A 25,935-nucleotide genomic window follows, 5' to 3' on the forward strand; every position below is an offset into this window, starting at 1 on the left:
TAAATCGCGCCTCTATGGCCGGATCGTGTTCAGCACCCGTCCCGGGCCGTCACGACGGTGTTATCCTTCACCACGACGGTGCGGCCGTAGCAGCCGATGGCGCTGTCTTCGAGCCGATACGCTTGGACCGATGAACCCGAAGCGTTCTGGAAGCGTCGGGCGGCGCGGTTGAATTGTCCCTGGGCGGTCGGCGTGACGTGATTGCTGAGCGCTCGTGTCCAGACCCGACCATCCGAGGCGACTTCGCGTTCGGTCCGGGCCAGAGTCAGGTCGACGGCGGCGGTCTGGTTGGTCCCGTCGGCCGTAATCGTCTCCTGGGTGACGGAGTTGAAGGGGTAGGACGAGATTTCCCGGCGCGTCGCGGTTCCTGACGCGTCGGTCCGCCGCGTATCGACCTGCAGACGCGTCGACTGCCGCATGCGGCCGATCTGGATCTTGTCATTGGAGACATAGCTTTGGCGGTTCGAGAACGACATCGCGTAGCGCACGCTGGTGGTGACTTCACCGTGGGAAGTCTGGAGAACGCCCGCGATCTCTCCCTTCTGCGCCAAGCGCGTGTCGATCCGGCCGTTCAAGCCCTGCTCGCCAACCTGGACGTGGCGCGCGTCCGTGGTCTCGCGCGGCGCCGCCAGCGTATTGTGGAGCAGCCGCCCCCGGGTCGAGCTGGCGCCGGCGTCGCGCCAGGCCAGCAGACTGGCCGTGACCAGATAGTAGTTGCGCACCCCGGGCACGGCGACCTCGATGCGATGCGGCCGGCCGTCGTTGACCAGGCCGGCGAACGGCGTCAGGTCGATCCGCGAGGGTGTGAAGTTCAGGGTCTCCGGCGCGGGAGCCGGGAACCACAGGTACGGATTGATCCCGCCCGTAAAGATCCACGGAAACAGCGAGGCCAGGCCCGCGCGCTGGCCGTCGACGAACACCTCGACCTGCCGGAAGGCTCCGCCCCCGCATCGTCCCTCCTTGTCGGAGGCCAGATGATCGGGAACGCAATCGTACCAGAACTCGTCGTCCGCTTGTCCTTGGGCGACGACGTCCAAGGCTAGGCGCTCGACATTGGCCGGCAGCACCACGGTCTGGGCCAGGCGGTCCTTGTCCTTGGTGAGCCTGGCGAGACCGCCGGAGATCGGCTGCACGATCTGCGGCGCCGCCGGGGCGGGCGTCGCGGTCGAGGCGGGATAGAACAGCAGGCGCGCGCCTGCGGTCAGGCGTCCGGTGTAGGTCTCGTTGACGACATTGGCGATGAGGACCTCCCCAGCGCCCGGCTGCGCCAGCAAGGCGGCGTAGTCGGTTACGTCGCGCTCCACATGCCAGGCTGGCGCAATGGCTTTGCGCGGCTCCATCGTGGTGCCGTAGTAGAGGTTCACCCCACCCAGATGGATGATGGCGGTGCGATCGAACTGCCGACCGGCGGTGACGTCGAAATCGGCTTCCAGCACGACCTTGGCCCAGGGGCCGGGACAGGCCGCTGGCGGCGTATAGGAAAAGGCGACGGGTTCCACGCCCTCGAACTGCCGCGGGGCGAACAGCGGCGCGACGCAGGGCTCGCCCGCCGGCCGCGGAACACGCGGCTCGACGTCGGCGACCGTATTGACGCCGGGCGCTGGCCGCGGCGGCGCGGCGAAGCCAGCGGGAATGACGCTTTCCGCTCGAGCGACGGTCAGCGGTCCAGCGAGGCCGAGGATGGCGGCGAGAACGGAAACGAGGGCGTGACGAGACGTCATAAGCAGGACTCGAATGAGGGATGAAACGGGCCGGCGCTAGAAGCCCAGACTGAAGGCGAGATGCAGGTCGCGCCCTAGCGGGTCGTAGGTTCCGGTGTAGGTGTTGGGGTTATTGGTGGTGCCGTCCACGAAGGTCGACGGAACGACCGGCGGGGTCAGGTCGAACAGGTTGTTGGCCACCAGGCGGATGGTCAGGCGGGGACGCAGCCGCATCGAGATCCCGAGATCGAGATAGTCGTAGGCCTCCAGCCGAGCGAACGACGGATAGGCATAGGGCGGCGCCCCGGCGCTGAGGGCGGAGCTGTTGGCCGCCAGCCGCGTCGGGCCGATATGGCGCCAGTTGAGCGACACGACCGCCTCACGCCAGGGCAACCGCCAGGTGGCGGCAAGGTTGTGACGCCAAAGCGGCTGCGGCGCATAGCACTGGGGCGGCCCGAAATAGCCGGCGCAGTTGCGCAAAGGATCGTCCGGCGCGCTCCTGCCGCCAGTGGTGATCAGTCCCATGCTGGTCAGATTGAGACCAAGCCGTCCGAGCGCACCCAGCGACATGTCATAGCTGGCCTGAACGTCCACGCCCTCGTTGATCAGCAATGCGGTGTTTTGGGCGCCGGTGGCGATATATCCGCCGGTCGCCGGGCTGCCGAACAGAGCCCCCGTGTCCGCCGAGCGATGCACGAACCGGCAGTAGTAGTCCTGGCCCGTGCTCAAGCAGCTTTGAAACACGCTGTCGGCGAGGATCGGGCCGATATAGCCTTTCACCGCGATCCGGTAGTAGTCGGCGGAGACGCTGAAGCCGGGCAGACCGCGCGGCGTATAGACCAGGCCTATGGTCCGGGTCCTTGCGTTTTCGGGACGAAGGCTTCGGTTCCCGTTGCCGCCATAGGTCTGGCACAGCTGGTCCGGACAGTTGGGGATGCGGCCGTATTGCGCGGCGGTCACGCCGGTGCGCTGGCAGGCGATGAGGCTTGCGGCCGGAGACGAGCCCGAACACGGATCCGACAGGCCGATCACGCCATAGGTGGAGCCGGTATAGAGTTCGGAAATGTTCGGCGCGCGAGCAGCCTTGTTGAGACTGGCGCGGACCAGCCAGTCAGCCGTGGGCTGGTACTGCAGCTCGTATTTCCGGGTCGCCAGGAGGCTGTGGTCGGTATTGTAGTTGGAATACCGGACCCCCGCATTGATCTCCAGCCGTTCGATCCAGGGCCGCCCTTCGGCGATGGGCGCCTGCAGCTCGCCGTAGAATTCGCGCACCGATTGGCGACCGCGCAACGGCGGGCTCAGCTGTTCGAACTCCAGCGCCGCCGGGTCGATCTTCTGCTTGAGGGAATCGGCCCGATATTCGACGCCCAGCGCCACCGCGACGCCCTGGCCGGCCCATGGACTCTTCACGCCATAACTCGTCAGGTCTCCCGATAGGTTGGCGATCAGGTCCGTCTCGCCATAGTGGTTTGCCCAGACATAGTCGCGGTAGGCGTAGGCGTAGAAGTGCGGGTCGAGACCGTTCTGCCGGAAGATGTCGGCCGGCACGCAGGCGGGATCGGTTCCGTTGAGCTTGGCGACGCAGGTCGGGATGCCGTCAACCAGTTCAACGTTCAGGGCCTTGTTGAGCCGGCTCGGATCGACCTCGTTGCTGTCGGAGAGCGAACTGAAAACCGTCGAGCGGATTGCTGACAGATCATAATGCCAGTGGTCGAACACCTCGCCGCTCAGGCCCAGGCTGATCCTGTAGTCCTGGTTGATGGCTTCCGCGCGCAACGGTCGGCTGCCCGGGCCGCCCATGATCGCGGTGTATTGAGTTGAGACCAACTGGTCAGAGCCGACCGCGGAACCGCACAGCAGAGCGGCTTGGCTTGGCGATAGAAACGGATTGCGGCAATTGACCTGGAAGCCCCCCGCGGGGACTTCCGCTGTGTTGATGTAGGGATAGAATTGACTGTAGGTCGCGTCCTTCATGTAGAGCAGGCTGGCGCGGAATTGCGCGGCCCTTGATGCCCCGAAGTTCACGAAAGCACCCGCGGAGCGCCGCTCGTCCGACCTCATGAAGTTGAAGTTCTCGCGCGTGTTTGCTGCATAAAGGTCGCGGTCGGCTTCCGGCGCGAACGCGCCATCCGCCCCGGTGTAGAAGACCTGCCCCGCCGAAGGACCGGTAAGCGGCCGAAAGCGGCCATGGTGGGTATAGAGCGTGCTGACCGCGCAGGACGGCGCGCCGTTATCCTCACTCGCGATGATCCGGCAAGCGGAAAAGTCCCGGTCCTTCCACTGCACCGGATCCTGGCTGCGGTAGGCGCCAAAAAGGGCGATTTCGCCGCGCCCTCCGGCGAACCGCCTCCCCGCCGCAATCGTCAGATCTTTGCGGACGCCATCGGTGACGCGCTCCGCCGGGGCCCTTATGTTGGCGAATTCCGCAACTACGCCGCGAACGGCGACGTCGTCATTGGCGTGCTGATAGACGCTGTAGCCGCCATCAATTCGCACGCCCTCAAAATCGCGATCGAGCATGAAGTTGACGACGCCAGCGACCGCGTCCGAGCCATAGGTGGTCGAGGCCCCGCCCGTCAGGATGTCGACCCGCCGAACCAGGGCGGCCGGTATGATGTTGAGATCGACCGCCTGCACTGGGGCCAGGCGCTCGCCATCGAGCAGGACGAGGGTCCTCTGATGACCCAGATTCCGCAGATTGATCTGGGCTCGCCCGTCCGCATCCGAGCCGTTGGTGAACTGGGTCGAGTCGGCGCGCGCCTCGGGCAGTCGGTTGATCGCCTCCTCCAGATTGAGCACGCCGCTCAAGCGCAGGTCCGCCTGGGACAGGGTCGTCACGGGTGCGGCGGCTGTGGTGTTGGCCCGGCGGATGCGCGTGCCCGTCACCACGAGCTCGTCCAGCGAAGTCGGCGCGGCGACTTGCGTCGACGGAACAGACTGAATCACGACAGGCGCCGTTGATGGCGAGCGCGGTCCAGGTTCCAAGGTAACCGCGTAGATCCCCGGCGCGAGATGACGGGCCCGCAGGCCCGTCCCCTTCAACAACAACTCCAGCCCCTGGCCGACATCAAACGTCCCGTTCAGGGCGTTGGTGCGTCGGCCTCGCGCCGCGGCGGCCGACAGCACCAGTTGAACATCCGCCTGACGCGCGAATTCAGTCACGGCCGGGCCGGCGTCCTGGGCCTTGATCCGGAAGGTCTTTACGCCGGCCAAGGCTGGGTGGGCCAACGCCGCGCCGATCGCAATCAGGCAGGCCAGAAGGCGTCGCTGGCGTCCGTGCGAAGACCCCGCCGACCTGGGCCGAGGCGATGGCCCGACGCCGTCTGCGAGGTCTTCGGGAGCGGACGACCAGGTTATGACGCGCGCCTCCGGCCCAGGATGATTTCACTGCTGCGAACCTCGACCTCGACCCCCAGGCTAGCGCCGACCGCCGCGGCGAACGCGTCCGGCCCGCCCGTGTTGAAGGCGCCGTAGAGGCGCTCGTCGGCGATCCCCGGATCGGCGATGACCAGCTTGCGCTCGTTGTAGCGATTGAAGTCGGCGACCGCCTCGCCCAGCGTTTCGCCGGCCAGGTCGATCTTGCCGTAACGCCACTCCAGCTTTCGATCGACGGCCTCGGGCGCGGCGACCGCCGGACGCATGACAGCACTCGCATCGACGAACGCCCCCTGTCCGGCCTTAAGGCGCGACGGCGCGCGCGTCGCCCCTTCGGCCCAGACCTCGACCACGCCCTCGGTGACCAAGACATCGGCGCCATTGGCTCTTCGCCGCACCGAGAAGGCCGTGCCCACGGCCCGCACGCGAACGGCGCCAGCCTCCACCACGAACGGCCGCTGGACGTCCTTGGCGACCTGGAACCAGGCTTCGCCGTCCCGCAGGCGAACGGTGCGCTGCGTCCGCCGGAAGGCGACTTCCACCGCCGAGGCGGTGTTGATCGCGACAGCCGAACCGTCCTCCAGCGGCACACGACGAACCTCGCCAACGCCGGTGCTGAAACGATCCTCTCGCAGGATCAGGACGCCGCTCCCAACCATCGCGGCCGCAATCGCTCCGCCGGCTCCGGCCAGCAGGACCCGGCGCGATATCGGCCGGGCGGGCCTCGCGAGAGAACGTGATGCAATTCCCCCTGCCCGATCCAGCAACGTCCAGACCGACTCGGCCTTCAGAAAGGCGCCACGACGGCGTGCATCGCCCGCGAGCCAGGCCTCAAGCTGGATTTCCAGTTCCGGGATGCGGCCGTCGCGATCCAATCGCCAGACCCATCGGGCGGCTTCCGCCTCGATATCCTCAGCCGTTTCGCGATCGGTCATTCGTCTTTCTCACCCGGTCGCCACGCACCTCGGCGCCCTCTTCCTGCAGCGCGCGCATGATCAGGCGCATGCCCCTGACCGCCTCGTTCTCCACGGCGCTCTCGCTGATACCCAGTTGTCGGGCGATTTCACGTTGCGGCACGCCCAGAACCTTTCGCAGCTCGAATACCCGCCGGCAGCGTTCCGGCAAAGCTTGAATCAAGGCCTGCACCCGGGACAGTTCACGACGCGCGGCTGTGGCCTGTTCGGGTGACGGCTCATCAGAACAGACGGACAGCGCGTCGATTTCCGTAGCCGTTTCGATACGAACCACCCTGGCGCGCCGTAACTTATCCGTGAGCAGATTGCGAACGACCTGGAAGAAATAGCCATCGGGGCTCTCGATCTGGTCGACGCGCTGCAAGCCGACCAGCTTGGCGTAGGCCTCCTGCATCAGATCATCGATTTCGTCGGCCGGCACACGCGCGCGGCGCAACCAGGCCCGCACACCGGCCTCATGCGGCATGACCTCGTTGGCCACCCATTTGACGATGTGTTCCCGATCGGACGTCACGGCGTGCGTCGCCTTGAAGGGTCGGCCAACGACCTTGCGGGCGCCGAGAACCTTGGCTCGATCTGGTTGGTCATCGGAATGGCGACTCTGAGCAAGCTGCGCCTAGTAGGGGCGGCCTGCGGCGGCGGCGAGTCAAGAACACAGTCGCCATCCTCTTTTCCCGCCCCTGCCTTTTGATGAGGCAGCCGCCCGTCGACTTCAATGACGCTGGACCGCCCCGAAGACCGACAAGCCACGATTGTCGCGAAAATCACATAATTTCGTCAACCCGACCAAGGAACGGCGCCGGGCGTCCGTCTTGACCTCTAGGGGACGCCGGGAATTCACCCGCGCCTAGGGGATAATCAAAATGATTGGCAGATCTGATCGGCTCAAAGCGGGTCTCATGGCGTCCATCGCCGTGTCGGCGCTGGCCTTCTCCCAGGGCGCCCACGCCCAACAGGCGGACACAAAGGCGGACAAGGACAACACCGTCGACGCGGTCATCGTCACCGGCACCCGCATCCGCCGACCGAACGTCCAGTCCGCCGCGCCGATCGTGACGATGGACAAGCAGGAACTGCAGTTCCAGGGCGTCATGAACATCGAGGACGCCCTCAATCGCCTGCCGCAGGTCCGCGCCGACAACAACCAGTTCGGCGCCGGCTTCGACAATGGCGGCCAGGCCAAGGTGAACCTCCGTCGACTGGGCAACCAGCGCACCCTGGTGCTCCTGGACGGCGAGCGCCTGCTGCCCGTCCAGGCGATCGACCTCAACATCGTGCCGGTGGCCCTGATTTCGCGCGTCGACGTCCTGTCGGGCGGAGCCTCCTCGACCTACGGCTCCGACGCCGTGGCCGGCGTCGTGAACTTCGTGCTGAACAAGAAGTTCGACGGCGTCCAGGTCAACGGGTCCTACAGCTTCTTCCAGCACACCAACGACGACATGGCCATGCGAGGCCTGATCTCGCAGTACCCGAACTTCCCCGTGCCTCCCCAGCATGTGACCGACGGCGGCCGCTGGGACATCAACTTCGCGGCGGGCAAGAACTTCGCGGACGACAAGGGCAACATCAGCATCTTTGCCGATTATCGCGACCAGAAACCGGTCAAGTGGAGCGCGCGCGACTATTCATCGTGCCGCGTGGCGGGCAGCACCACCGCGCTGTCGTGCTCGGTCAACACCAGCTACACGCCGTTTGGCCGTCTCGACATCGCCAGCGGTCCTAACGCCGGCAACGGCTACTTCATGAACAAGGACGGCACCCAGAGCTTCGTCTCGACGGCCAACGCCGCCGACTACGCCAGCAACACCCGCAAGGACTGGAACTTCATCCGCTCCGACAAGCGGTTCACCGGCGGCCTGTTCGCCAACTATCACTTCAACGATGCGCTCGAAGCCTACGCCAACCTGCTGGTGATGCGCGACGTGTCGATCGAGCAGCAGTCGGGCGCCTTCGACCAGGACGTCAGTATCAGTTGCAACAACCCCTTCCTATCGGCCAGCCAGGGCCAAAGCCTGTGCGGCTCGTCGGCGGGTACGGCCACCACGGTCGATGGCCACTACTACCTGCTGCAGGAGGGGCCAGGCAGCACGCCCGTCCAAAACCGTATCGTGAACGCCGACTATCGCTTCAGCGGCGGGTTGAAGGGCGACCTGTTCGACGGCTGGCATTATGACGTCAACTTCATCGCCTCGCGCGTCGAGAACACCCTGTCCGACCGCAACGAGATCAACCCGACGCGCTTCGCCCGCGCCGTGAACGTCGTCAGCGTCGGCGGCACGCCGACCTGCCAGTCGGTGGTCGACAAGACCGACACCAACTGCGTCGCCGCCAACATCTTCCAGGCCAACAAGATCGACCCGAAGGTCTATCCTTACGTCTACGACAACTACCGCTGGACGAACGTCGTCGAGCAGCGGGATGTGACGGCCAACATCACCGGCGACCTGGGCCAGTACGGGATCAAGAGCCCCTGGGCCAAGGAAGGCGTCGCCATCGCCCTGGGCGCGGAGTATCGCCGGGAAAGCCTGAAGGTCCTGGCCGACCAGGCCACCGTCGACTACGAGGGCTGGTTCAGTACCACCGGCGGCCACTATGGCGTCAAGGAATTGTACGGCGAAGCCCAACTGCCGATCGCCAACGACCTGCCCTTCGTCAAGAGCCTGGTGTTCAACACCGGCCTGCGGGCGTCCAAGTACGACAATCAGAAGAAGGAGCTCTACACCTCCAAGGTCGAAGGGCTTTATCGCCCGGTCAGCGATCTGCTGGTGCGGTTCAGCTACAACTCCGCCGCTCGCGCGCCCAACATCTCCGAGCTCTATTCGCCGCGGAACTTCAGCTATAATGGCGTCGATCCGTGCTCGGCGACCTCGCTCAGCCAGCCCGGTGCGCCGACGGCCGCCCAGTGCGCCAACACGGGCGTGACGGCCGCGCAATACACCAACAAGTCCATCGCCGATTGCGGACCCAACGGCTGCCGCCGCTACGCCGGCGGCGGCAACATCAACCTCCTGCCCGAGAAGGCGATCACCCAGACCCTGGGTCTGGTCTACACGCCGTCCTTCGTGCCCGGCCTGATGTTCTCGATCGACCACGTCGACATCAAGATCAAGGACTTCATCGGCTATATCGACGCCAACGTCGCCCTGTCGAATTGCCTGACCACCGGCCTTGACTACTACTGCCGCTTCGTCAAGCGAGACCCCACTACCGGCCGCCTCGACGGCACGTCGGCGACCAACGGCTTCATCTCCGGCGGTACCGAAAACACCAACATCCTCAACTACAAGGCCAACGACATTCAGGTCGGCTACAACTTCGGCATCGGCAAGTACGGCCGCATGGACCTGAACCTGGTCGGCACGCTGTTGATCGACAGCATGGGCCAGGACTCGCCGACCACGCCCGCTCAGGACTGCGCGGGCTATTACGGCCAGCCCAGTTGCTACGCTCCGGCCCCCAAGTGGGCGCATAACGCGCGCGCCACCTGGAGCACCCCGTGGCGCAACAGCAACATCTCGCTGGCTTGGCGCTATATCGGCGACACCAAGCTTTCGGCCAACAGCACCGACAACGCCCTCAACGGCGGCGCCGGTCCCCAAGGCTACAAGATCCTGACCAAGATGAAGGCCTACAGCTATTTCGACCTGGCGGCGTCGGTGATGGTGGTCAAGGACATGACGGCGCGGATCGCGATCAACAACGTGTTCGACAAGTCGCCCCCCGTCGTCCCCGCGACCTTCGTCGACGGCACCACCAACAACCCCAACACCTATACGGGTCTCTATGATCCGCTGGGCCGGGCGGTGAACATCAGCCTGCAATATAACTTCTGATACCGGCGAGCCGCGTCGTCCTGGGACGACGCGGCTTGTGCTTCGGCTCGCACATCGAGGTCCTGACGTCGGCGAGCGTTTGTCCGCAAGCCGTTTCTTCACGCGAACCGGAACCGGTTCGCGTGAAGAAGCACCTCAGATGGGCTTACGCGTCGCCCAAGGTGATGACTCCCAGCTCCGCGAACGCGACCTGCGCCTCGCCTGCCGCCGCCCGCGTAACTTCCAGTTTTAGATACCGCCCCTCCCGACGAGCGAAGGTCACGCGCTGAGGCGCCAAGCTGGCCGCGATGTTGGCGAATTCGCCCTCGCCTGCCGCCGTCCAGGTGACGCCATCGGCGCTGGTCGCGACCCGATAGCCCGCCGGCGCGCCCGCGCCCTGCGGTCGGTCCCAGGCGGGTTGCAGCGTAAAGCCGGACAGCGACCTGGCCTGTCCCAGATCCAGCACCACGAGCGCGGGGACCGGCGCCCGCCAGACGGTGCCGCGCTCGTCGTCGATCAGCGCCTCGGCGCCCGGAGCACTGGCCTGGGCGATGCGCCAGTCGGATTTCCGCACGTCGAAGGCCCGTCGCGCCGGCGCGCTGGTCACGCCGCCGGCCGGCTCGACCGCAATGGCTCGGACCTCCCCGCCCTCGGGCAGCGGGAAAGGTCCGTTGAAGCGCAAGGCGTTGCGCGTCGGCGGGGAGCCGTCCACCGTATAGCGCAGCTCCAGCCCCGGCGCGTCGCCGATGATCGACACCAGACCCTCGCGGTCGCGCTGGATGGCGGGGGGATCGACCAGCACGGGTTGCCGGAACAGGCTGATCTCGCTGATCGCCGGGCCAGCCGGCGCGTCCAGCACCCGCAGGCGCAACTTGCGCGTCGTGACCGGGGCGGCCAGCCGCACCAGCCGCTGGGCTCCGATCCCCTGATGCCGGGCGATCTCGCGCCAGTCGCCATCCCAGACGTCCAGGGCGAACTCGGTCACCCGCAGGCCCAGCGGCAGGTGCTCGCGCAGGCGCACGACGTCGAAGGTCTGCGCCTGCGGCAAGGTGAGGGTCAGCTCAGGCGTCGCCGCGCCCTCGTCGCAGGCCCAGTAGGTATCCCGCACGCCGTCCAGCACGTTGGCGGCGGCATGTCCGACGCGGGCGTTTCTGGCCTGGGCCCTGCCCCCGTCCGCGAGATTGCGGGCGAACAACTCGCGCCGGGCCTTGCCCCAGGCGGTCAAGGCGGCGACGTCCTCGTCGGGAATGCGGCCTCGGCGATCTGGCGGCAGGTTGAGCAGCAGGTTCGCGCCGCGGCCGACGGACTCGAAATAGATCTTCTGCAGCCGTCCTGCGGACTTCACCTCGGCGTCCTCGTAGGCGTGCCAGAACCAGCCCGGACGGATAGACACGTCCACCTCGGCCGGCCACCACACCGACCCGCCGCGCACGCCGCTAGCGCCCTTGGCCTCGGTATAGGGCCCATCGTCCATCGTCGCCCAGCACGGATCGCCGGCGAAGCCGCGCTCGTTGCCCACCCAGCGCAGGTCGGCGCCCTTGGGGTCGAAGGTCACGGCCATGGGTTGCAACTCATGGACGAAGGCGACGATCGAGGGCCAGTTGTAATAGTTGGGCCCGATCTTTCGAACCTCGCGGGCCCCGCCGTAATAGCCGTCCCCGCCATTGGCCCCGTCGAACCACACCTCGAACAGCGTTCCGTATTGGGTCAGGAGCTCGCGCAGCTGGTTGCGATAGTAGGTGACGTATTCCGGCCGGCCGTAGTCCGCGTGATTGCGATCCCAGGGCGACAGATAGAGGCCGAACTTCAATCCGCCGCGCGCGCAAGCCTCGGACATCTCCCGGACGATGTCGCCCTTGCCGCCCTTGTAGGGGCTGTTCTTGATGCTGTGCTCGGTGAAGCGACTTGGCCACAGGCAAAAGCCGTCGTGGTGCTTGGCCGTCAGGATCAGGGCCTTGAGCCCCCCGGCCTTGGCCGCGGCGACGATCTGGTCGGCGCTGAAATCGGTCGGGTTGAACAGGGCGGGCGACTCGTCGCCGTAACCCCATTCGCGATCGGTGAAGGTGTTGATCGAGAAATGGACGAAACCGTAGGTCTCCAGGCCGTGCCAGGCCAGTTGCCGGGCCGACGGCGTCGCGCCGTAGGGCGTTGGTGCAGCGGCGAAGGCCATGCCGGGCAAGGCCGAGGCGGCGGCGCCGGCCAGCATCAAGCGGCGACGAGATAGATGAAGTTCGGGGCGCATCGATCGGCTCCGGTCAGGGGGAAACAGAGGAAGAAACGGGATCGGGGATCAGCCAGACCTCGGCCACCTGGTGGCCGCGACCGCCCCCGCCGACACCGGGCGGGCGCGTCCAGTCCAGGCGTAGCTGGCCCGACCGCATGACCTCGGGCGGAACAGCCAGCTCGACCGTCATCGGATTGGTGGCGCGCGGCAGCGGCGGATGCAGTTCGACGCCATTGGCCGTCAGGCGCATGGGCAGTTGGTAGTCCTCACCGGCGTAGGTGGCGCGCAGCCGCCACGTCCGCTTCGGATCGAGGTCTCGATAGACCAGAGTAATCGGCCGGTCGTAGAGCGTCTCGGCATAGGTTGTCCAAGCTCCGCGCCAGCCGTCGTCCGGGACCTTGTCGGCGACGCCGTCGATGGCGCTCTCCAGCATCTGAGGATCGCGATCGAAGCCGAGGCCGCGCACCAGATGCGGTTCGCGATCCGGGTCACCGAGGTCGTCGTACAGGCCCCCCTGCCCGGTCATCGCCGGATCCGCGATCTTGGCCAGCCGCGTCCGGCGCTCGGCTTCGTCCGCCAGCGCACGGACGTCGGCGAACTGGCGGGTCAGCCAGATCCGGTCGTTCAGCGAGACGTCTACCCGGTCGAGATTGGCGCCGCGCTCGATCGCCGAGGCGCCGTAGCGCTGGACGCTGAGCTGCAGGCCGGCATGAGTGTAGAGTCGTCCCGCCAGCTCGAACAGCCGGCCGCGCAGGACCAGGGCTTCCGCCGTGTCCGGTTCGGCCAGGGCGTGTTCGGCCTGAGCCAGGGCGGCCTCTGCTCCAGTCGTGGAGACCTGCGCGAGCGCCGCCATCGCCGCGGCCTGCCGCGCCGCCTCGGCCCGCGACCGCGCACGAACCCAGGCGTCATAGACCGCCCGGTAGAGCGCGGACTCGAACCGCCAGTTCGCGCGCTGGATTGGCGAGGCGCTTCGCTCCAGGCCGTCGAACAGGGTCAGGGTGGCGTCGATCCCGGCGTTGCCGGCCGCCTTGCCCGACCAGTTGCGTTCCAGCGCCATCACGCCGTCGGCGAACCGGTCGCTGGACTGAACACCAATGCGCGGACCGAGGAACACGCGGACGTAGTCGCCCAGCACTTCACGCGGCTCGACTTGCGGCGACCAGCCCAGCTGAAACCACAGCGTCATGTTGACGTCGTCGTTCACCCCCTCCGAATAGGTCACCGCCCCGGTGTTCAGCGCCGCGAAATGGCGGAAGATCGTGGCCTGACCCAGAGGACGGGGATTGATCGGCTCGCGCCCCTCGGTGATCGCGAAGGCGGGATCCCACTCCGGAACCGGAAATTGGGCGTGCATCGTGTGGCCGATGTCGGGATAGAACTGGATCGGATAGCGGGCCGGGATCCGCCGGCGCTGCACGGCCATGGGATCGCGGGTCTGGGGGCCGAAGAACACGCCGGCCAGCCAGCCGGGTCCGCGCGCCAGTTGGGCGTAGAACGCCTCGCTCTCCGCTTGGTCGAACCCTTGCGCCGATAGCCACACCCTGGCTCCGGGGTGGACGCGCGCCAGCACGCCCGCCTCCTGCTCGACCAGGGGAAACAGCTTGTCCGGCGGCGTGTGTCCGGGATCGCCGCCCGGGACGTACAGCGCGTCAACCTTCGGCAGCCGGCGAACCAAAGCCTCGAAGGCCTTCAGCTCCGCCGCCACGGCGTCCGGGTCACCGTAGTCCTTGGCCAACTGCGGATAGTAGAGCGCAAAGTCCAGGCCGTAGCGCTCGGCCAGGGCCGACAGGCCGACGATCGTCTCCAGCGCCGGCGCTGGGAACAGCGGGCTGGTCGCCGCGTCGTCCGACAGCGGCGCGATGACCTGAATCGTGTTGCCGCCGAAGATCGCGATGTCGCGCACGCGGCGCTCGAACATCGTCAGTGTCCAGGCGTCGTAGCTGTTGTTCTTGAAGCGATAGCCAATCTGCACGCCGCGGACGGCCTGCACCGGCGCGGTGTCGATCGCCAAGGCGCTGGGGGCCACCACCCTCCCCGACTCCATCTCCAGCTTGCGCAACAGCCAGCCGACGCCGAACAGTCGCCCGCGCGGCGTTTCAGCCGCCACGACCAGCGCCGTCCGTGACCCGGCGCGCAGGCTTCGTACCGAGAACCCTTCCGGCGTCCGGGCCGCGCTCCCGGCGGGATTGGCTCGCCACGTCGCTCGCAAGGCTATGGGCAACAGCCCCTCGATCGCATCGGGCCGCGCCACGATCACCAATGGCGCCTTGGCGTCAGAACCCGCTCCCCAGGGCCGTTCGAGGCGCGAAGCGATCTCCTCGGCCAGGAAGCGCGCCGCCATCGTCGATTCCGCGCTGGTCTGGACCAGCCGCGCGCGCGTCAGGTCCTCGGCTTGCGCCGCCGCGGCCGCGCTGGCGGCCAGCATGGCCAATCCCAACGCGAGGCGGCGCGGCTTCACGCGAACTTCGGCGTCGAGGGCGGACGAGACGACCGCGCCGCGCCGAACGCCGGGTTCGGCCGCTCGCCCATCTGAAACACCAGCCGCCCGCCCTTGGCCAGTTCGTCGTGGCCGATCCAGCAGCGGTCGTGCGCCGCGCCGTTCCAGGTCATGGACTGGATGTAGAAGCGGTCCGGCGCGACGCCCTTGGCCTCGATCACCAGCTTCCGCCCCTGCCCCACCGCGATCTCGGCCCGCGGGAACAGCGGCGAGCCGAACACATAGGCGCCCATCACCGGGTCGACCGGATAGAGGCCCAGGGCGCTCATCACGTACCAGGCGCTCATCTGGCCGCAGTCCTCGTTGCCCGACAGGCCGTCTGGCTTGGCCTGGTACTGGCTCTTGAGCAGCATCCGGACCTGGGCCTGGGTCTTATGGTGGGCGCCGCAATAGGCGTAGAGGTAAGCCACGTGGTGGCAGGGCTCGTTACCGTGCGCGTACTGGCCGACCAGGCCGGCGATGTCGGGCGGCGAGCCCGGCGGCATCTCCGAGCTGGCGGTGAACAGCGCGTCGAGCTTGGCCTCCAACCCCTTCTCGCCGCCGAACAGCTCCATGTAGGCGTAAAGGTCGTGCTGGGTCAGGAACGTCGCTTGCCAGGCGTTGGCCTCGGTGAAGTCGCGCCACTTCTCCATGTGGCCGATGGCGCGCGGCTCGAACGGCGTCACCCAGGAGCCGTCGGCGTTGCGCGGCCGCATGAACTGGGTCGAGGCGTCGAACTGGTTACGGTAGTTGCGTGAGCGCTCCAGCAGGGCCTTGGCGTCGTTGTGGGCCCCGGCCGCGGCGGCGAGATGCGCCATGGCCCAGTCGTCATAGGCGTATTCCAGAGTGCGGCTGGCGCCTTCCATGACCTCGTCGACCGGAATGAAGCCCAGGCGCTTGTACCAGTCCAGGCCCAGTACATCGTCGTCGAAGGCGCGTTTGCGGAACGCCTTCCAGGTGCGGGCCGCATCCAGGCCGCCCAGCCCTTTGCCCTGCGCCTCGGCCAGCACGACGGCTGCGTGCCAACCGTTCATGGTGCCGGTCTCGATCCCCTGCAGCGGCCAGACCGACGGTCCCTTGGGACTTTCCTCGGCCATCGGCACGAGACCGGCGACCACATCGGCGGCCCGATCCGGCTGGGCCAGGGTCAGCAGTGGATGCAGCGTCCTATAGGTGTCCCACAGGGAATAGGTGCTGTAGTTGCGGCGGCCGGCCGGGACCTTGTGGTCCTTCTGGTCCATGCCGCGATAACGGCCGTCCACGTCGCTGAACAGGGTCGGCGCCAGCAGGCTGTGATAGAGGCCGGTGTAGAAGATCTTCGCGTCGGTCTCGGGCGCGTCGTCGATGCGGATCGAGGACAGCGCCTTCTCCCAGGTCGCGCGCGCGGAGCGCCGCACGCCGTCGAAGTCCCAGCCGGGAACCTCGGCCTGGAGATTGGCCAACGCGCCTTCAATGTCGACGCCGGACAGGCCGACCTTGACGAGCAGCGGCATTTTGCCGGCGTCGGGATAGCGCAGCACGCATTTGAGGTTCTCGCCCTTGGCCTCGCGCGCGTCGGCAGCCAGCGGCTGGTCAGCGGCGTAGAGCTGGGCGTCCTTGAACGGCCGAGACAGCTTCAGGGCGAAATAGATCCAGCGCCCGGGCGCCCACTGGAACACTTGGCGGGCCCCGACCAACGTGTCGTCGCCGACTAGGCGCAGACTGGCGTTCTTGATCCGGGTCTCGGGCGACTTCTCCCACCAGTCTTTCTGGCCATGCTGCAGGTCGATCAGCAGGTGCCCGGGCTCGTCCTTGGGAAAGGTATAGCGGTGCAGGCCCACCCGCTCGGTGACGGTCAGTTCGGCGTCGATCCGCGTGTCGGTCAGGCGAACCTTGTAGTAGCCCGGCGAGGCATGCTCGCTGGCGCGGTCGTATCGCGAGCGATAGCCGTCGTCGGGCTTGCCGGGCTCGCCAGGCGTCAGCAGCACCGGGCCGGTGGCGGGGACCACCAGCACGTCTAGCAGGTCGGCGCAGCCCGTTCCGCTGAGGTGGGTGTGCGAGAAGCCCATGATCGAGCCGTCCTGCTGGTGATAGCCCGAGCAGGAATCCCAGCCGTTGTTGCTGGTGTCCGGGCTCAGTTGCACCATGCCGAACGGCAGGGCCGCGCCCGGATAGGTGTGGCCGTGACCGCCAGTGCCGATGAACGGGTCGACGAAGTCGCACAGCGACTTGCGCGGCGCCGAACGGGCGGGCGCGGCCGCGGCGAGCCCGGCGAGCCCGGCTCCGGCCATCAGGGCGCGACGATCGAGGGTGGGAACTTGGGTCATGCGGTCGGGTCCAGGGGGCGGGCCAGCAGGGCGGGCCGGCGGTCGGCGATCTCGACGATCAGCTCGCCGAACAGGGTGTTGGCCCAGGCGAACCAGTCACGGGTGAACTTGGTCGGGTCGTCCTTGTGGAAGGCCTCGTGCATGAAGCCCGTGCCGGCGTGGGTGGCCTTCAGGGTCCGCAACGAGGCCAGGACCGTGGCGTCGTCGCCGTCGGCCAGGGCGTTCAGCGCCCGCATGATGATCGACATCGGCCAGATCAGGTCCAGACCCGCGTGGGGACCCCCGACCCCCTCCGCCGCCGCGCCCTTGAAGAAGTAGGGGTTACGCTCGCTCCATGCCAAGCGGGCGGTGCGGCGGAACACCGGGTCGTCGTGCGGAACGCAGCCCAGATAGGCCAGGCTCAGCAGGCCAGGTGCGTTGGCGTCGTCCATGAAGGCGGCATTGCCAAACCCATCGACCTCGAACGCCCAGACCGGCTGGCCATCGGCGTCGCGCGTCAGGCCGTGGGCCTGCAGCGCCGCTGTCACCTCGTCGGCGAAGGCGACGCAGTCCGCGGCGAAGGCGGTGTCGTTGAGCACCTCCGTCGCCAGTTCCGCCAGTTGCCGCAAGCTGGCGGCGGCGAACAGGTTGGACGGGATCAGGAACGGATAGACGCAGGCGTCGTCGGACGGCCGGAACATCGAATGGATCAGCCCGACCTTGCGGGTCGGCGCGCCCTTGCCTTCCAGCATCAGGGTCTCGGTCGCCAGGGTGCTGGGTCGCTGGAAGCTGTAGGGACCGGGGCCGGTCTTGCGTTGCTGCTCGCGGAAGGTGCGCACCACCACGGCCATGGCCCTGCGCCACTCGGTGTCGAATGGCGCCGGGTCACGGGTCGCGCGCCAGTAGCCGTGCGCCAGGCGGATCGGATAGCAGAGGCTGTCGACCTCCCATTTTCGTTCGCCGACGCCGGGTCGCATCTCGGTGACGTCCTGCTGCGACCACTTCAGGTTCGTCCGCGCCGTCGGGTCGTGCATATAGGCGTTGGCGTAGGGGTCGATCAGGATGCAGCGGGCCTGCCGGCCGATCACGCCCCGGAACAGGGTCCGCAACTCGGGCGCCTTGGCGGCCAGCGGCAGGTAGGGCCAGACCTGGGCCGAGGAATCACGCAGCCACATGCAGTCGATGTCGCCGGTGATCACGAAAGCGTCCGGCTTGCCGCCGGCTTCGCCGAGGAAGACCGTGGTGTCCAGGGTGTTGGGGAAACAGTTCTCGAACAGCCAGGCCAGCTCGGGGTCGGCGACCTTGGCCTTCACGCGCTTGATAAGGGCCTCGACCGCTGGACTGGCGAAGCGCCGAGCCTCGACCGGAGGCCGGTGCGAGATGAACGGGGCTGCCTTCGCCGGCGTGGCGGCCAGGGCCGCGGCCGCGCCGGCCAGCAGGGCCTGGCGACGGGAGAGACTGAGACTCATCGCGGAAGCTCCTGCTGGCCTTCGATCGTGAACGTCACCTCGTGACCAGGCCCTTCGCCCGGCTGCCCGCCGCCCACGAACAGCGTGTACTGACCGGGGACCACTGCGCGCGCGCCGTTGCGGGCGACCTGAGAAAGGTCGCGGGGCGACAGCGTGAAGCGGACCTTGCGCCGCTCGCCGGGCTTCAGAGTCACCCGATCGAACCCGACCAGGGTGCGCAACAGCAGCCGATCGGCCTGCCGCCCGCGATAGTCCGCGGGCTTGGGCGGGATCAGATAGGCCTGGACCACCTCGTCCCCCGCCCGATCGCCGACGTTGGCCACCTGCGCCTCGACGATCAGATCCTCGCCGGCCTTCAGCGTGACCGATGAGACGCTGGGCACGCGGTAGTCGAAGCGGGTGTAGCTGAGGCCGTAGCCGAACGGATAGGTCGGTTCGCCATCGAAATATCGATAGGTTCGCCCCTTCATCGCGTATTCGACCAAGGGGGGCAGGTCACGCGCCGACTTGTAGAAGGTCACCGGTAGACGGCCGGACGGATTGTTCAAGCCCGCCAGGGTCTCGGCGATGGCCACGCCGCCGGACTGGCCCGGATACCAGGCCGCCAGGATCGCGTCGGCATGAGCCTTGACCCAGTCCAGCTCGACCGCTCCGCCGGAGGTCAGCACCACGACCAGGGGCTTGCCGGTGGCGGCCAGAGCTTCCAGCAGGCGCCGTTGCGGTGCGGGCAGCGCGATGTCGGTGCGGTCCCCGCCGTCGAAGCCGGGCACCGTGACCTGCAGCGCCTCGCCCTCGACGTCGGGGGAGAGGCCAACGACCGCCACCACCACCTCGGACTGGGCGGCGGCCTTGACGGCCTCGGCCAGCTGCGGGGCGGCCGGGGCGCGCCATTGCAGGCGCACGCCCTGGTCCTCGCCCGTGTGCGACAGTTCCAGGCGGATGCGGCGCGGACGCGTGTCGGCGAAGTTCAGCACGGCCTCGAGCGCCTTGCCCGAACCATCGTCGTCAACCACCAGCTTGTCGTCGACCCACAGCCGGACGGGATCATGGCCCTTGCAGTCGAAACAGCGGGCGACGCCGACGACCAGAGCGTACTGGCCGGGCCCCGGCGGGACCAGCGCGCCGGTCCAGCGCACGCCGTAGCGGGCGGGATCCAGGCCCGGCGCCGGCGCGGCGCGATCCCAGTCGAAATTGACGACCCGGTCGGTGCGGGTCACGCGCGGTGCGCCGCTCAGTGCGGGATCGTCGAAATAGGCGCCGATCAGACCCTGGACCGCGTCCGAGCCGACGCCGGTGCGCAGCGCGGTTTCCGGCACGGCGACGGGCACGCCCTCGGCCACGGTCGAGCCTTGGGCATAGCGGATGTTCCCCTCGCCCCACTGGGCGCGCAGACCCCGCAGCGGCGTCACCGGGTCGACGGCCGTGCCGTGATAGTTGGCTTCCAGCACCTCCAGGGCGTCGGCGTCCGGCCCGATCACCGCGATCTTGGTCGTCACGGCCAACGGCAGGCGTTTCCGATCGTTCTTCAGCAGCACGATCGACTTGCGCGCCGCCTCCAGCGCCAAGGCGCGATGGGCGGGACTGTTCACGGCGTCAGCCCCGATCCTGGCGTAGGGGTTGGCTGGATCAGGCGCGAACAGCGCGCCCAACGCCGCGCGGCCCTCGAACAGCTGGACGACGGCGCGGTCGAGCATCGCCTCGTCGAGGTCCCCCCGGCGGACCGCCGCCGGCAACTGGGCGTAGGCGTTGCCGCAGTTCAGGTCGTCGCCGGCCACCAGAGCCGCAGCCGACGACGCGGCGTTGTCGAGGCGGAAATAATGGAACTGAGTCATGTCGTCGACTGCGTCGCAGTCGGAGACGACAAAGCCCTTGAAGCCCCAGTCGCGGCGCAGGGTCTCGTCCAGTAGCAGCGGCGAGGCGCAGGCCGGAAAGCCGTGGATGGCGTTGTAGGCGCACATCACCGAGCGCGCCCCGCCCTCGACCACCGCCTGGCGGAAGGCCGGCAGGTAGGTGGCCTCCAGGTCCTGCGGCGAGACATCGACATCGAAGCCATGGCGGCCGGCCTCGGGTCCCGAATGGACCGCGAAGTGCTTGGGCGTGGCGATGGCGCGGGGGTGCTGCGGATCAGGCCCCTGGATCCCGCGCACGAAGGCGGCGGCAAGGGTCCCGGTCAGGTGTGGGTCCTCGCCATAGGTCTCTTGCCCTCGCCCCCAGCGCGGATCGCGATAGATGTTGATGTTCGGCGACCAGATCGTCAGGCCCTCGTAGCGGCCCGGGTCGCGGTCACCGACGGCGTTGAACTTGGCCCGCGCCTCGGTCGACACCGCCTCGCCGACCCGGCCCATCAGGCCCTCGTCCCAGGTCGCGGCCAGGCCGATGGCCTGAGGGAAGACCGTGGCCGGACCGTTGCGGGCCAGGCCATGCAGGCCCTCGTTCCACCACTCGTAGCCGCGGATCCCCAGGCGCGGGATCGGCGGCGCGGCGCTTTGCAACTGGGCCGCCTTCTCCTCGAGGCTCAGGCGCGAGACCAGGTCCGCCGGGGTCTCGGCGGCCCAGGTTTTGGCCAGGGGGGCGGCAGTGGCGAACAGCAGCAGCAAGACCGTTAGGGCGTGGGGTCGAACCATCATGCGCTCCTAGGGCGTCACAGGCTTGGTGGCGCCATAGAGGCTGCGCAGGGTCAGGGCCCGCTTCAATTGGGCCAGCGAGGCCTTGGACGTCACCTGGACGGTGACAGCCTCGCCCGGGGGCAGGTCGAAGGCGTTGTCCGACAAGGTGGCGTCGAGGTCGCCGAAGCCCAACCAGACCGCCCGCGCCAGCTTGGCGGCCTTGACGGTCACGGCATAGCCGTCCGCCGTCTTCGACCAGGTCGCCCCCAGGCGCGGGTCCGGCAGGGCCATGGCCTTAGCCGGAACCTGTGTGACTATGCCGCGCGAGATCGTCCGGCCGTTCTCAATCAACTCGACCACGGCGAAGGTCCGGGCCGGATCGGCGCCCTTGAAAAGAGTCGCGTCCGGCAGGTCGGCGACCTGGGTGGCCGCCAGCGGCTTGAGCTCGGCGTCGGACGTGCTGTCCGACAGGACCTTGCCGTCGACATCCATCACCCGCACCCGCCAGCGGACCCCCGCGGCGGTCGTGCGGTCGGACAGCAGGGTGATCGTCGTCGCGCCCTTGTCGTGCACGGCCGCGAGCGCGACTGAGGCGTAGAACCGGCGGGCATGGTACTGCAGCGCCTTCCAGCGGCCATAATAGTCCACGCTGGACCAAGAGGCGCCCGGCCAGACGTCGTTGAGCTGCCAGTACAGCGAACCCATGGTCTGCGGCCGCGAGGATCGGTGGTGCAAGGCCGCCAGCTCGATACCTTCGGCCTGCATCACCTGGCTGAGATAGACGAAGTCCTCGAAGGTCTTCGGCTCGCCGTAGTTGCGGCGGATGTAGAACAGGATCCGCTCGTTGCCCTCGCCCTTGGCGTATTTCTGGTGGGCGCGCATGACTGTGGAATTGACCGACAAGTCCTTAGACCCGGCGACCGTCCTGAGCGTCCGTATTTCCGGCTGCGACTGCAGGCCGTATTCAGACATGAAGCGCGGCGTGACGTGGAGATACTCCTCGACCGGCAGCGAGCCGCCCCAGACGCTCCAGTAGTGGCGATCGCCATCGGTCAGCAGGTCGGAAGCCCCGTCATAGTCCGTGCTGGGCGAACCGGCCCAGTAGGGCGTGTCGGGATCGTTCTCGGCGACCGCGCCGCGCAGCACCTGGCCGAACAAGGTGGTCATGCCGACGACGATGCGCTCGCGCTCCTCGGGCGGGATCGAGGTCTTGAAGGCGACCCGGTCGCTCCAGTTCTCCCAGCCGGTCTGCACCTCGTTGTTGCCGCTCCACAGCACGATGCTCGGATGGTCGCCCAGGCGCTTGACCTGCTCGACAGCCTCGATCCGGGTGTTCTCGCGGAACGCCACATCATAGGGCGGGATGGCGCCGCCGAACATGAAGTCCTGCCAGATCATCAAGCCCAATTCATCGGCCATCGCGTAGAAGGCGTCGCTCTGATAGTGGCCGCCGCCCCACATGCGCAGCATGTTCATGTTGGCGTCGCGAGCCGAGGTCAGGATCTGACGCATCTTTTCGTCGGTGACTCGCGGCGAGAAGCTGTCGAACGGGATCAGGTTGGCGCCCTTGGCGAACACCGGCACGCCGTTGACGACGAAGCCCATGCTCTTGCCCCAGGCGTCGGTCTCGCGGCGCAGCTCGACCGTGCGCAGGCCCGAGCGGCGCTCGGCCTTGGCTACCACCGCGCCGTCCAGGGCGACGGAAGCGCTGAAGCGGTAGAGGTTCTGAGCGCCGTAGCCTGCGGGCCACCACAGCTTGGGCGCGGCGATCGGCACGGGCACGGAAACGCGGTTCAGACCGGGCGCCAGGGTTACGGTCTGGCGGACAACGGGCAGCGCCGCGCCGTCGGGCGCGGTAGGCGTGACCGCCAGTTCGATCGTGCGCGTTCCGTCGGCCTCGATCTCGAACTCGGCCGAAAGGCGGGCGTGGTCGGCGGCGACCTGGTCCTGGCGGATGCGGAAGCCATCAATGCGCACCTCGTCCCAGGCCTCCAGCCGCACCTCGCGCCAGATGCCTTCGGTGACGTAGCGCGGCCCCCAGTCCCAGCCGTAGTGATAGGGCGATTTGCGGACATAGGTGGAGGTGTGCTTGGCCGGCGGCTCGTCACCGAACGCGGAGTCATAAGCGCCGGGCAGCACATAGGGCTGCTTGAGCAGGTCAGGCTGCAGCTTCTTGATCGGTGACTTGAAGGTGATCGAGATCACGTTGGCGCCGGGCTTCAGCACCGCCTTGACGGGCACACGCCAACGGCGGTGCTGGTTGTCGGCCGACAGCAGCTTGACGCCGTTGACGAAGACTTCCGCGAAGGTGTCGAGGCCGTCGAACACCAGATCGACGTGATCGCGGTCCAGCAGGGCCGGGTCTGCGTCCAGCGTCCGCTGGTACTGCCAGTCGGCCAAGCCAATCCACTGCAGCTGCGCCTCGTTGGTTCCCGCGAACGGATCGGGGATGCGGCCGGCGGCCAGCAGGTCGGTCTGCACCGTGCCGGGCACCGTCGCCGGCCGCCACTGCGCCGCCTCGGCTGCGTGGGTCTTGGCCGCGGCGTCGGCCGGATCAAGCCGGAAGCTCCAGCCCTGGTCCAGGCTTCGGGTTTCGACGGGTCCGGCCAGGGCGGTGGAACCCATGGCCGCTAGGGCGAAGGCGGAAAGCAGCGCGGATCGAAGCATGGTCTGGTCTCGCCTTGGGGACTTGATCAGTTGGAAGAGCGGGGCGTCAGGGCCAGGGCCTCGACCGCGTAGAAAGGGCCAGACAGCGGCGCGGTGAACAACAGGCAAAGGTCGGAATCGCCCGTGCCCGACGGCAAGGCGCCCTGGAACTTCAACCGGTTGTCGGCCGTGGCCGGATCGGGCAGCGGGAAGGTCGCGACCACCGTCCCCTCACAGCCGCCCGCGCGCACGACCAGTTCGCCGAACCGCGTGGCGTTGTAGTGCCAGCGGACCTTGTCGGTGTCCGCCGCCAGGCCGTAGTGACGGGGCACGCGCGCGACCTTGACCTCGAACCCGCCGGCCAGGTCGAGCGGCGCGGCCGGGTACATCGCGCAGGTGTCGAACAGGTTGACGTTGAAGGCCGGCGCGTCGGCCTGAGCTTCCGAGGTCAGCGGCACGCGCAGGCCCAGCGCCCCCTTCGGACAGGCCGTCAGTTCGGTATTGCTCCGGGTCAGCAGCGCGTTCCGGCCAAGGTCGAAAGACTGCGGCTCGGCGGTCGGGCGACCGTCGGCGGCGAACGCGGCCGCGCGAACCGTGGTCCCCACCGGAACCTTGAGCGGCTTGCCGTACAGCGCCGAACGCCCCGTCGGCGTCTTGCCGTCCAGCGTGTAGCGGATCTGGCCGAAGCCGGTCTGGGTCGACAGGGCCAGGGTGGCCTGTCCCGAGCGTAGCGCCGCGCCGCGACCACCGTCCAAGGCGAAATTGATCGCGAAGGCGCCGTCGGCCGCGTTGATTCCCTGGCGGGCGTAGCGCAGGCGCTGGATGTCCAGGCGATTCAGGAAGCCCGACCAGTCGCGCCGATCCTTGGGCGACCATGTGATCTCCGAAACCGCGTCCAGGCGCGGGAAGATCGCGTGACGCACCTGCGACGGCGTCACCAGGTATTCCGTCCAGGCGTTGGCCTGAGCGCCCAGCACGTGGCCGGCCTTGTCGGGGGCGATGCCCTTGGGCATCGGCTCGTAGGCGTAGACGTCCTTCAGGGTCACGATCGACAGCCGGCCGGGCGGCTCGTCGGCGCGGTTGCTCTGCAAGCTGTCCAGGTACAGTGTCGGGGCCGGCGACAGCACCACGTCGTGACCCGCATTGGCGGCGTCGATCGCCCCCTGCTCGCCCCGCCACGACATCACCGAGGCCGAGGTCGGCAGGCCGCCCTCGAGGATTTCGTCCCAGCCGATCAGCCGCCGGCCATGTGACGCCAGGTATTGGCCCAGATGCTCGATGAACCAGCTCTGCATCTCGTGCTCGTTCTTCAGGCCCAGTTCGCGCATGCGGGCCTGGACGGCGGGCGAACTTTGCCACTGGTCCTTGATCGCCTCGTCGCCGCCCACGTGGATGTAGGTCGAGGGGAACAGGTCCATCAGCTCGTCCAGCACGCCTTCGATGAAGGTCAGGCTGGGCTGGTCGACGTCGAACAGGTAGGGGTTCACGCCCCAGTCGACGCTGACGGGCGGGCGGTCGCCGAAGACCCCGATCTCGGGATAGGCGGCGACCGCGGCCTGGGCGTGGCCCGGCAGGTCGATTTCCGGCACGATGGTCACCGACCGTTCTCGCGCATAGGCCACCAGGTCGCGGATCTGGTCCTGGGTGTAGAAGCCGCCATAGGGCTGGGCCGAGGGGGCCTCGCCCGCCGTCGGCGGTGTGCGCCAGGCGCCGATTTCCGTCAGCTTGGGATAGCGCTTGATCTCGACCCGCCAGCCCTGGTCGTCGGACAGGTGCAGATGCAGCACGTTCATCTTGTGCGCCGCCATGGCATCGATCAGCGGCTTCAGCGACTCGGCCGGCTGGAAGTGGCGGGCCACGTCGACCATGATCCCGCGCCAGGCGAAGCGCGGTTGGTCGCGAACGGTCAGGGCCGGAACCTTGACCGGGCGACCGAACGCCGCGTCGGGGCTGAGCAGCTGGGCCAGGGTCATGGCGCCGTACAACAGGCCGGCGTCGTCCTTGGCGGCGATGCGCGCCCCCTTAGGCGTCACGGTCAGCACGTAGCCTTCGGCCGCACTCACCGACGGATCCCGGATCAGGACGATGATCCCGGCCCCGCCCTCTTGCGCGACGAGGTCCAGGCCCCGCGTCTGCTTGACCTGGCCGGCCAGCAGCCGCGCGGCAGACAGGGCGGCGGCGTCGCCGGCCGGGACCGAGATCACGGCCCCAGAGCGGACGGCGAGCGCACCACGTCCCGGGGTCAGCTCGGCTGGGACTGGAATGATCGGCGCCGGCGAGGGCGCGGCCAATGCGGTGCCCGCAGCCAGGGCCAGGGAAAGAGCCGCAAAGCTGGCGGTCGCGAAACGGTGAGCGGGTCGCATCGGCA

The 25,935-nt window shown here is 67.9% G+C and carries 12 protein-coding genes; 1 reads left to right on the plus strand and 11 read right to left on the minus strand.

Annotated features, from left to right (window positions below; genetic code table 11):
• Positions 1–29: 29 nt before the first annotated feature.
• From G3M57_RS13600 to G3M57_RS13615, 4 genes are all read right to left on the minus strand, one after another.
• Entirely contained in the window at positions 30–1,721 is a 1,692-nt protein-coding gene (locus G3M57_RS13600) for a peptide-N4-asparagine amidase (RefSeq protein ID WP_163231134.1), read from the minus strand.
• A 36-nt stretch (positions 1,722–1,757) separates the two neighbouring features.
• Entirely contained in the window at positions 1,758–4,826 is a 3,069-nt protein-coding gene (locus tag G3M57_RS13605) for a TonB-dependent receptor (RefSeq protein WP_163231136.1), read from the minus strand.
• Positions 4,827–5,053: 227 nt separating this feature from the next.
• Positions 5,054–6,010, minus strand: a complete 957-nt coding sequence (locus G3M57_RS13610; RefSeq protein WP_056750469.1) for a FecR family protein — start codon at positions 6,008–6,010, stop codon at positions 5,054–5,056.
• Positions 5,988–6,563 carry an RNA polymerase sigma factor gene (locus G3M57_RS13615; RefSeq protein ID WP_056750465.1) on the minus strand — a complete coding sequence of 192 codons (576 nt, stop codon included), beginning with the start codon at positions 6,561–6,563 and terminating at the stop codon, positions 5,988–5,990. Before G3M57_RS13615 ends, G3M57_RS13610 begins: the two co-directional genes overlap by 23 nt.
• Before the next feature lie 385 nt (positions 6,564–6,948).
• Here G3M57_RS13615 and G3M57_RS13620 point away from each other — a divergent pair, with 385 nt between their 5' ends.
• The gene (locus G3M57_RS13620; RefSeq protein WP_163231138.1) at positions 6,949–9,882 is read left to right on the plus strand and encodes a TonB-dependent receptor plug domain-containing protein; all 2,934 of its coding nucleotides are present in this window, start codon (positions 6,949–6,951) and stop codon (positions 9,880–9,882) included.
• A 145-nt stretch (positions 9,883–10,027) separates the two neighbouring features.
• Here G3M57_RS13620 and G3M57_RS13625 read toward each other — a convergent pair whose 3' ends face one another.
• Genes G3M57_RS13625 through G3M57_RS13655 form a run of 7 tightly spaced genes read right to left on the minus strand, consistent with a single transcriptional unit; the run spans position 10,028 to position 25,930 of the window.
• A complete protein-coding gene (locus G3M57_RS13625) occupies positions 10,028–12,103 on the minus strand; it encodes an alpha-L-fucosidase (protein WP_163231140.1) in 2,076 nt (691 codons plus the stop codon).
• A gap of 13 nt (positions 12,104–12,116) precedes the next feature.
• On the minus strand, positions 12,117–14,510 hold the full coding sequence (locus tag G3M57_RS13630) for a hypothetical protein (protein ID WP_230983720.1): 2,394 nt from the start codon (positions 14,508–14,510) through the stop codon (positions 12,117–12,119).
• A 29-nt stretch (positions 14,511–14,539) separates the two neighbouring features.
• Positions 14,540–16,867: a GH92 family glycosyl hydrolase gene (locus G3M57_RS13635; RefSeq protein ID WP_230983721.1), complete on the minus strand. Its 2,328-nt coding sequence runs from the start codon at positions 16,865–16,867 to the stop codon at positions 14,540–14,542.
• Positions 16,864–18,315, minus strand: a complete 1,452-nt coding sequence (locus G3M57_RS13640; RefSeq protein WP_163231142.1) for a glycoside hydrolase family 125 protein — start codon at positions 18,313–18,315, stop codon at positions 16,864–16,866. Before G3M57_RS13640 ends, G3M57_RS13635 begins: the two co-directional genes overlap by 4 nt.
• Positions 18,312–20,939 carry a glycoside hydrolase family 3 C-terminal domain-containing protein gene (locus tag G3M57_RS13645; RefSeq protein WP_230983722.1) on the minus strand — a complete coding sequence of 876 codons (2,628 nt, stop codon included), beginning with the start codon at positions 20,937–20,939 and terminating at the stop codon, positions 18,312–18,314. Before G3M57_RS13645 ends, G3M57_RS13640 begins: the two co-directional genes overlap by 4 nt.
• Positions 20,940–20,948: 9 nt before the next feature.
• Positions 20,949–23,588, minus strand: a complete 2,640-nt coding sequence (locus G3M57_RS13650; RefSeq protein ID WP_163231145.1) for a beta-mannosidase — start codon at positions 23,586–23,588, stop codon at positions 20,949–20,951.
• A 26-nt stretch (positions 23,589–23,614) separates the two neighbouring features.
• Positions 23,615–25,930: a beta-N-acetylhexosaminidase gene (locus G3M57_RS13655; protein WP_163231147.1), complete on the minus strand. Its 2,316-nt coding sequence runs from the start codon at positions 25,928–25,930 to the stop codon at positions 23,615–23,617.
• Between the last annotated feature and the right edge of the window lie 5 nt (positions 25,931–25,935).

Source organism: Caulobacter rhizosphaerae (assembly GCF_010977555.1).
In the GTDB taxonomy this organism is placed as follows: domain Bacteria; phylum Pseudomonadota; class Alphaproteobacteria; order Caulobacterales; family Caulobacteraceae; genus Caulobacter; species Caulobacter rhizosphaerae.

What these genes read in the sequence shown, in the direction of transcription:
- G3M57_RS13625 (WP_163231140.1), bottom strand. Translation starts at nt 12,103, where the DNA reads ATGCGCCCCGAACTTCATCTATCTCGTCGCCGCTTGATGCTGGCCGGC.
- G3M57_RS13640 (WP_163231142.1), bottom strand. Translation starts at nt 18,315, where the DNA reads ATGAGTCTCAGTCTCTCCCGTCGCCAGGCCCTGCTGGCCGGCGCGGCC.
- G3M57_RS13620 (WP_163231138.1), top strand. Translation starts at nt 6,949, where the DNA reads ATGGCGTCCATCGCCGTGTCGGCGCTGGCCTTCTCCCAGGGCGCCCAC.
- G3M57_RS13600 (WP_163231134.1), bottom strand. Translation starts at nt 1,721, where the DNA reads ATGACGTCTCGTCACGCCCTCGTTTCCGTTCTCGCCGCCATCCTCGGC.
- G3M57_RS13630 (WP_230983720.1), bottom strand. Translation starts at nt 14,510, where the DNA reads ATGCTGGCCGCCAGCGCGGCCGCGGCGGCGCAAGCCGAGGACCTGACG.
- G3M57_RS13655 (WP_163231147.1), bottom strand. Translation starts at nt 25,930, where the DNA reads ATGCGACCCGCTCACCGTTTCGCGACCGCCAGCTTTGCGGCTCTTTCC.
- G3M57_RS13610 (WP_056750469.1), bottom strand. Translation starts at nt 6,010, where the DNA reads ATGACCGATCGCGAAACGGCTGAGGATATCGAGGCGGAAGCCGCCCGA.
- G3M57_RS13635 (WP_230983721.1), bottom strand. Translation starts at nt 16,867, where the DNA reads ATGACCCAAGTTCCCACCCTCGATCGTCGCGCCCTGATGGCCGGAGCC.
- G3M57_RS13650 (WP_163231145.1), bottom strand. Translation starts at nt 23,588, where the DNA reads ATGCTTCGATCCGCGCTGCTTTCCGCCTTCGCCCTAGCGGCCATGGGT.
- G3M57_RS13645 (WP_230983722.1), bottom strand. Translation starts at nt 20,939, where the DNA reads ATGGTTCGACCCCACGCCCTAACGGTCTTGCTGCTGCTGTTCGCCACT.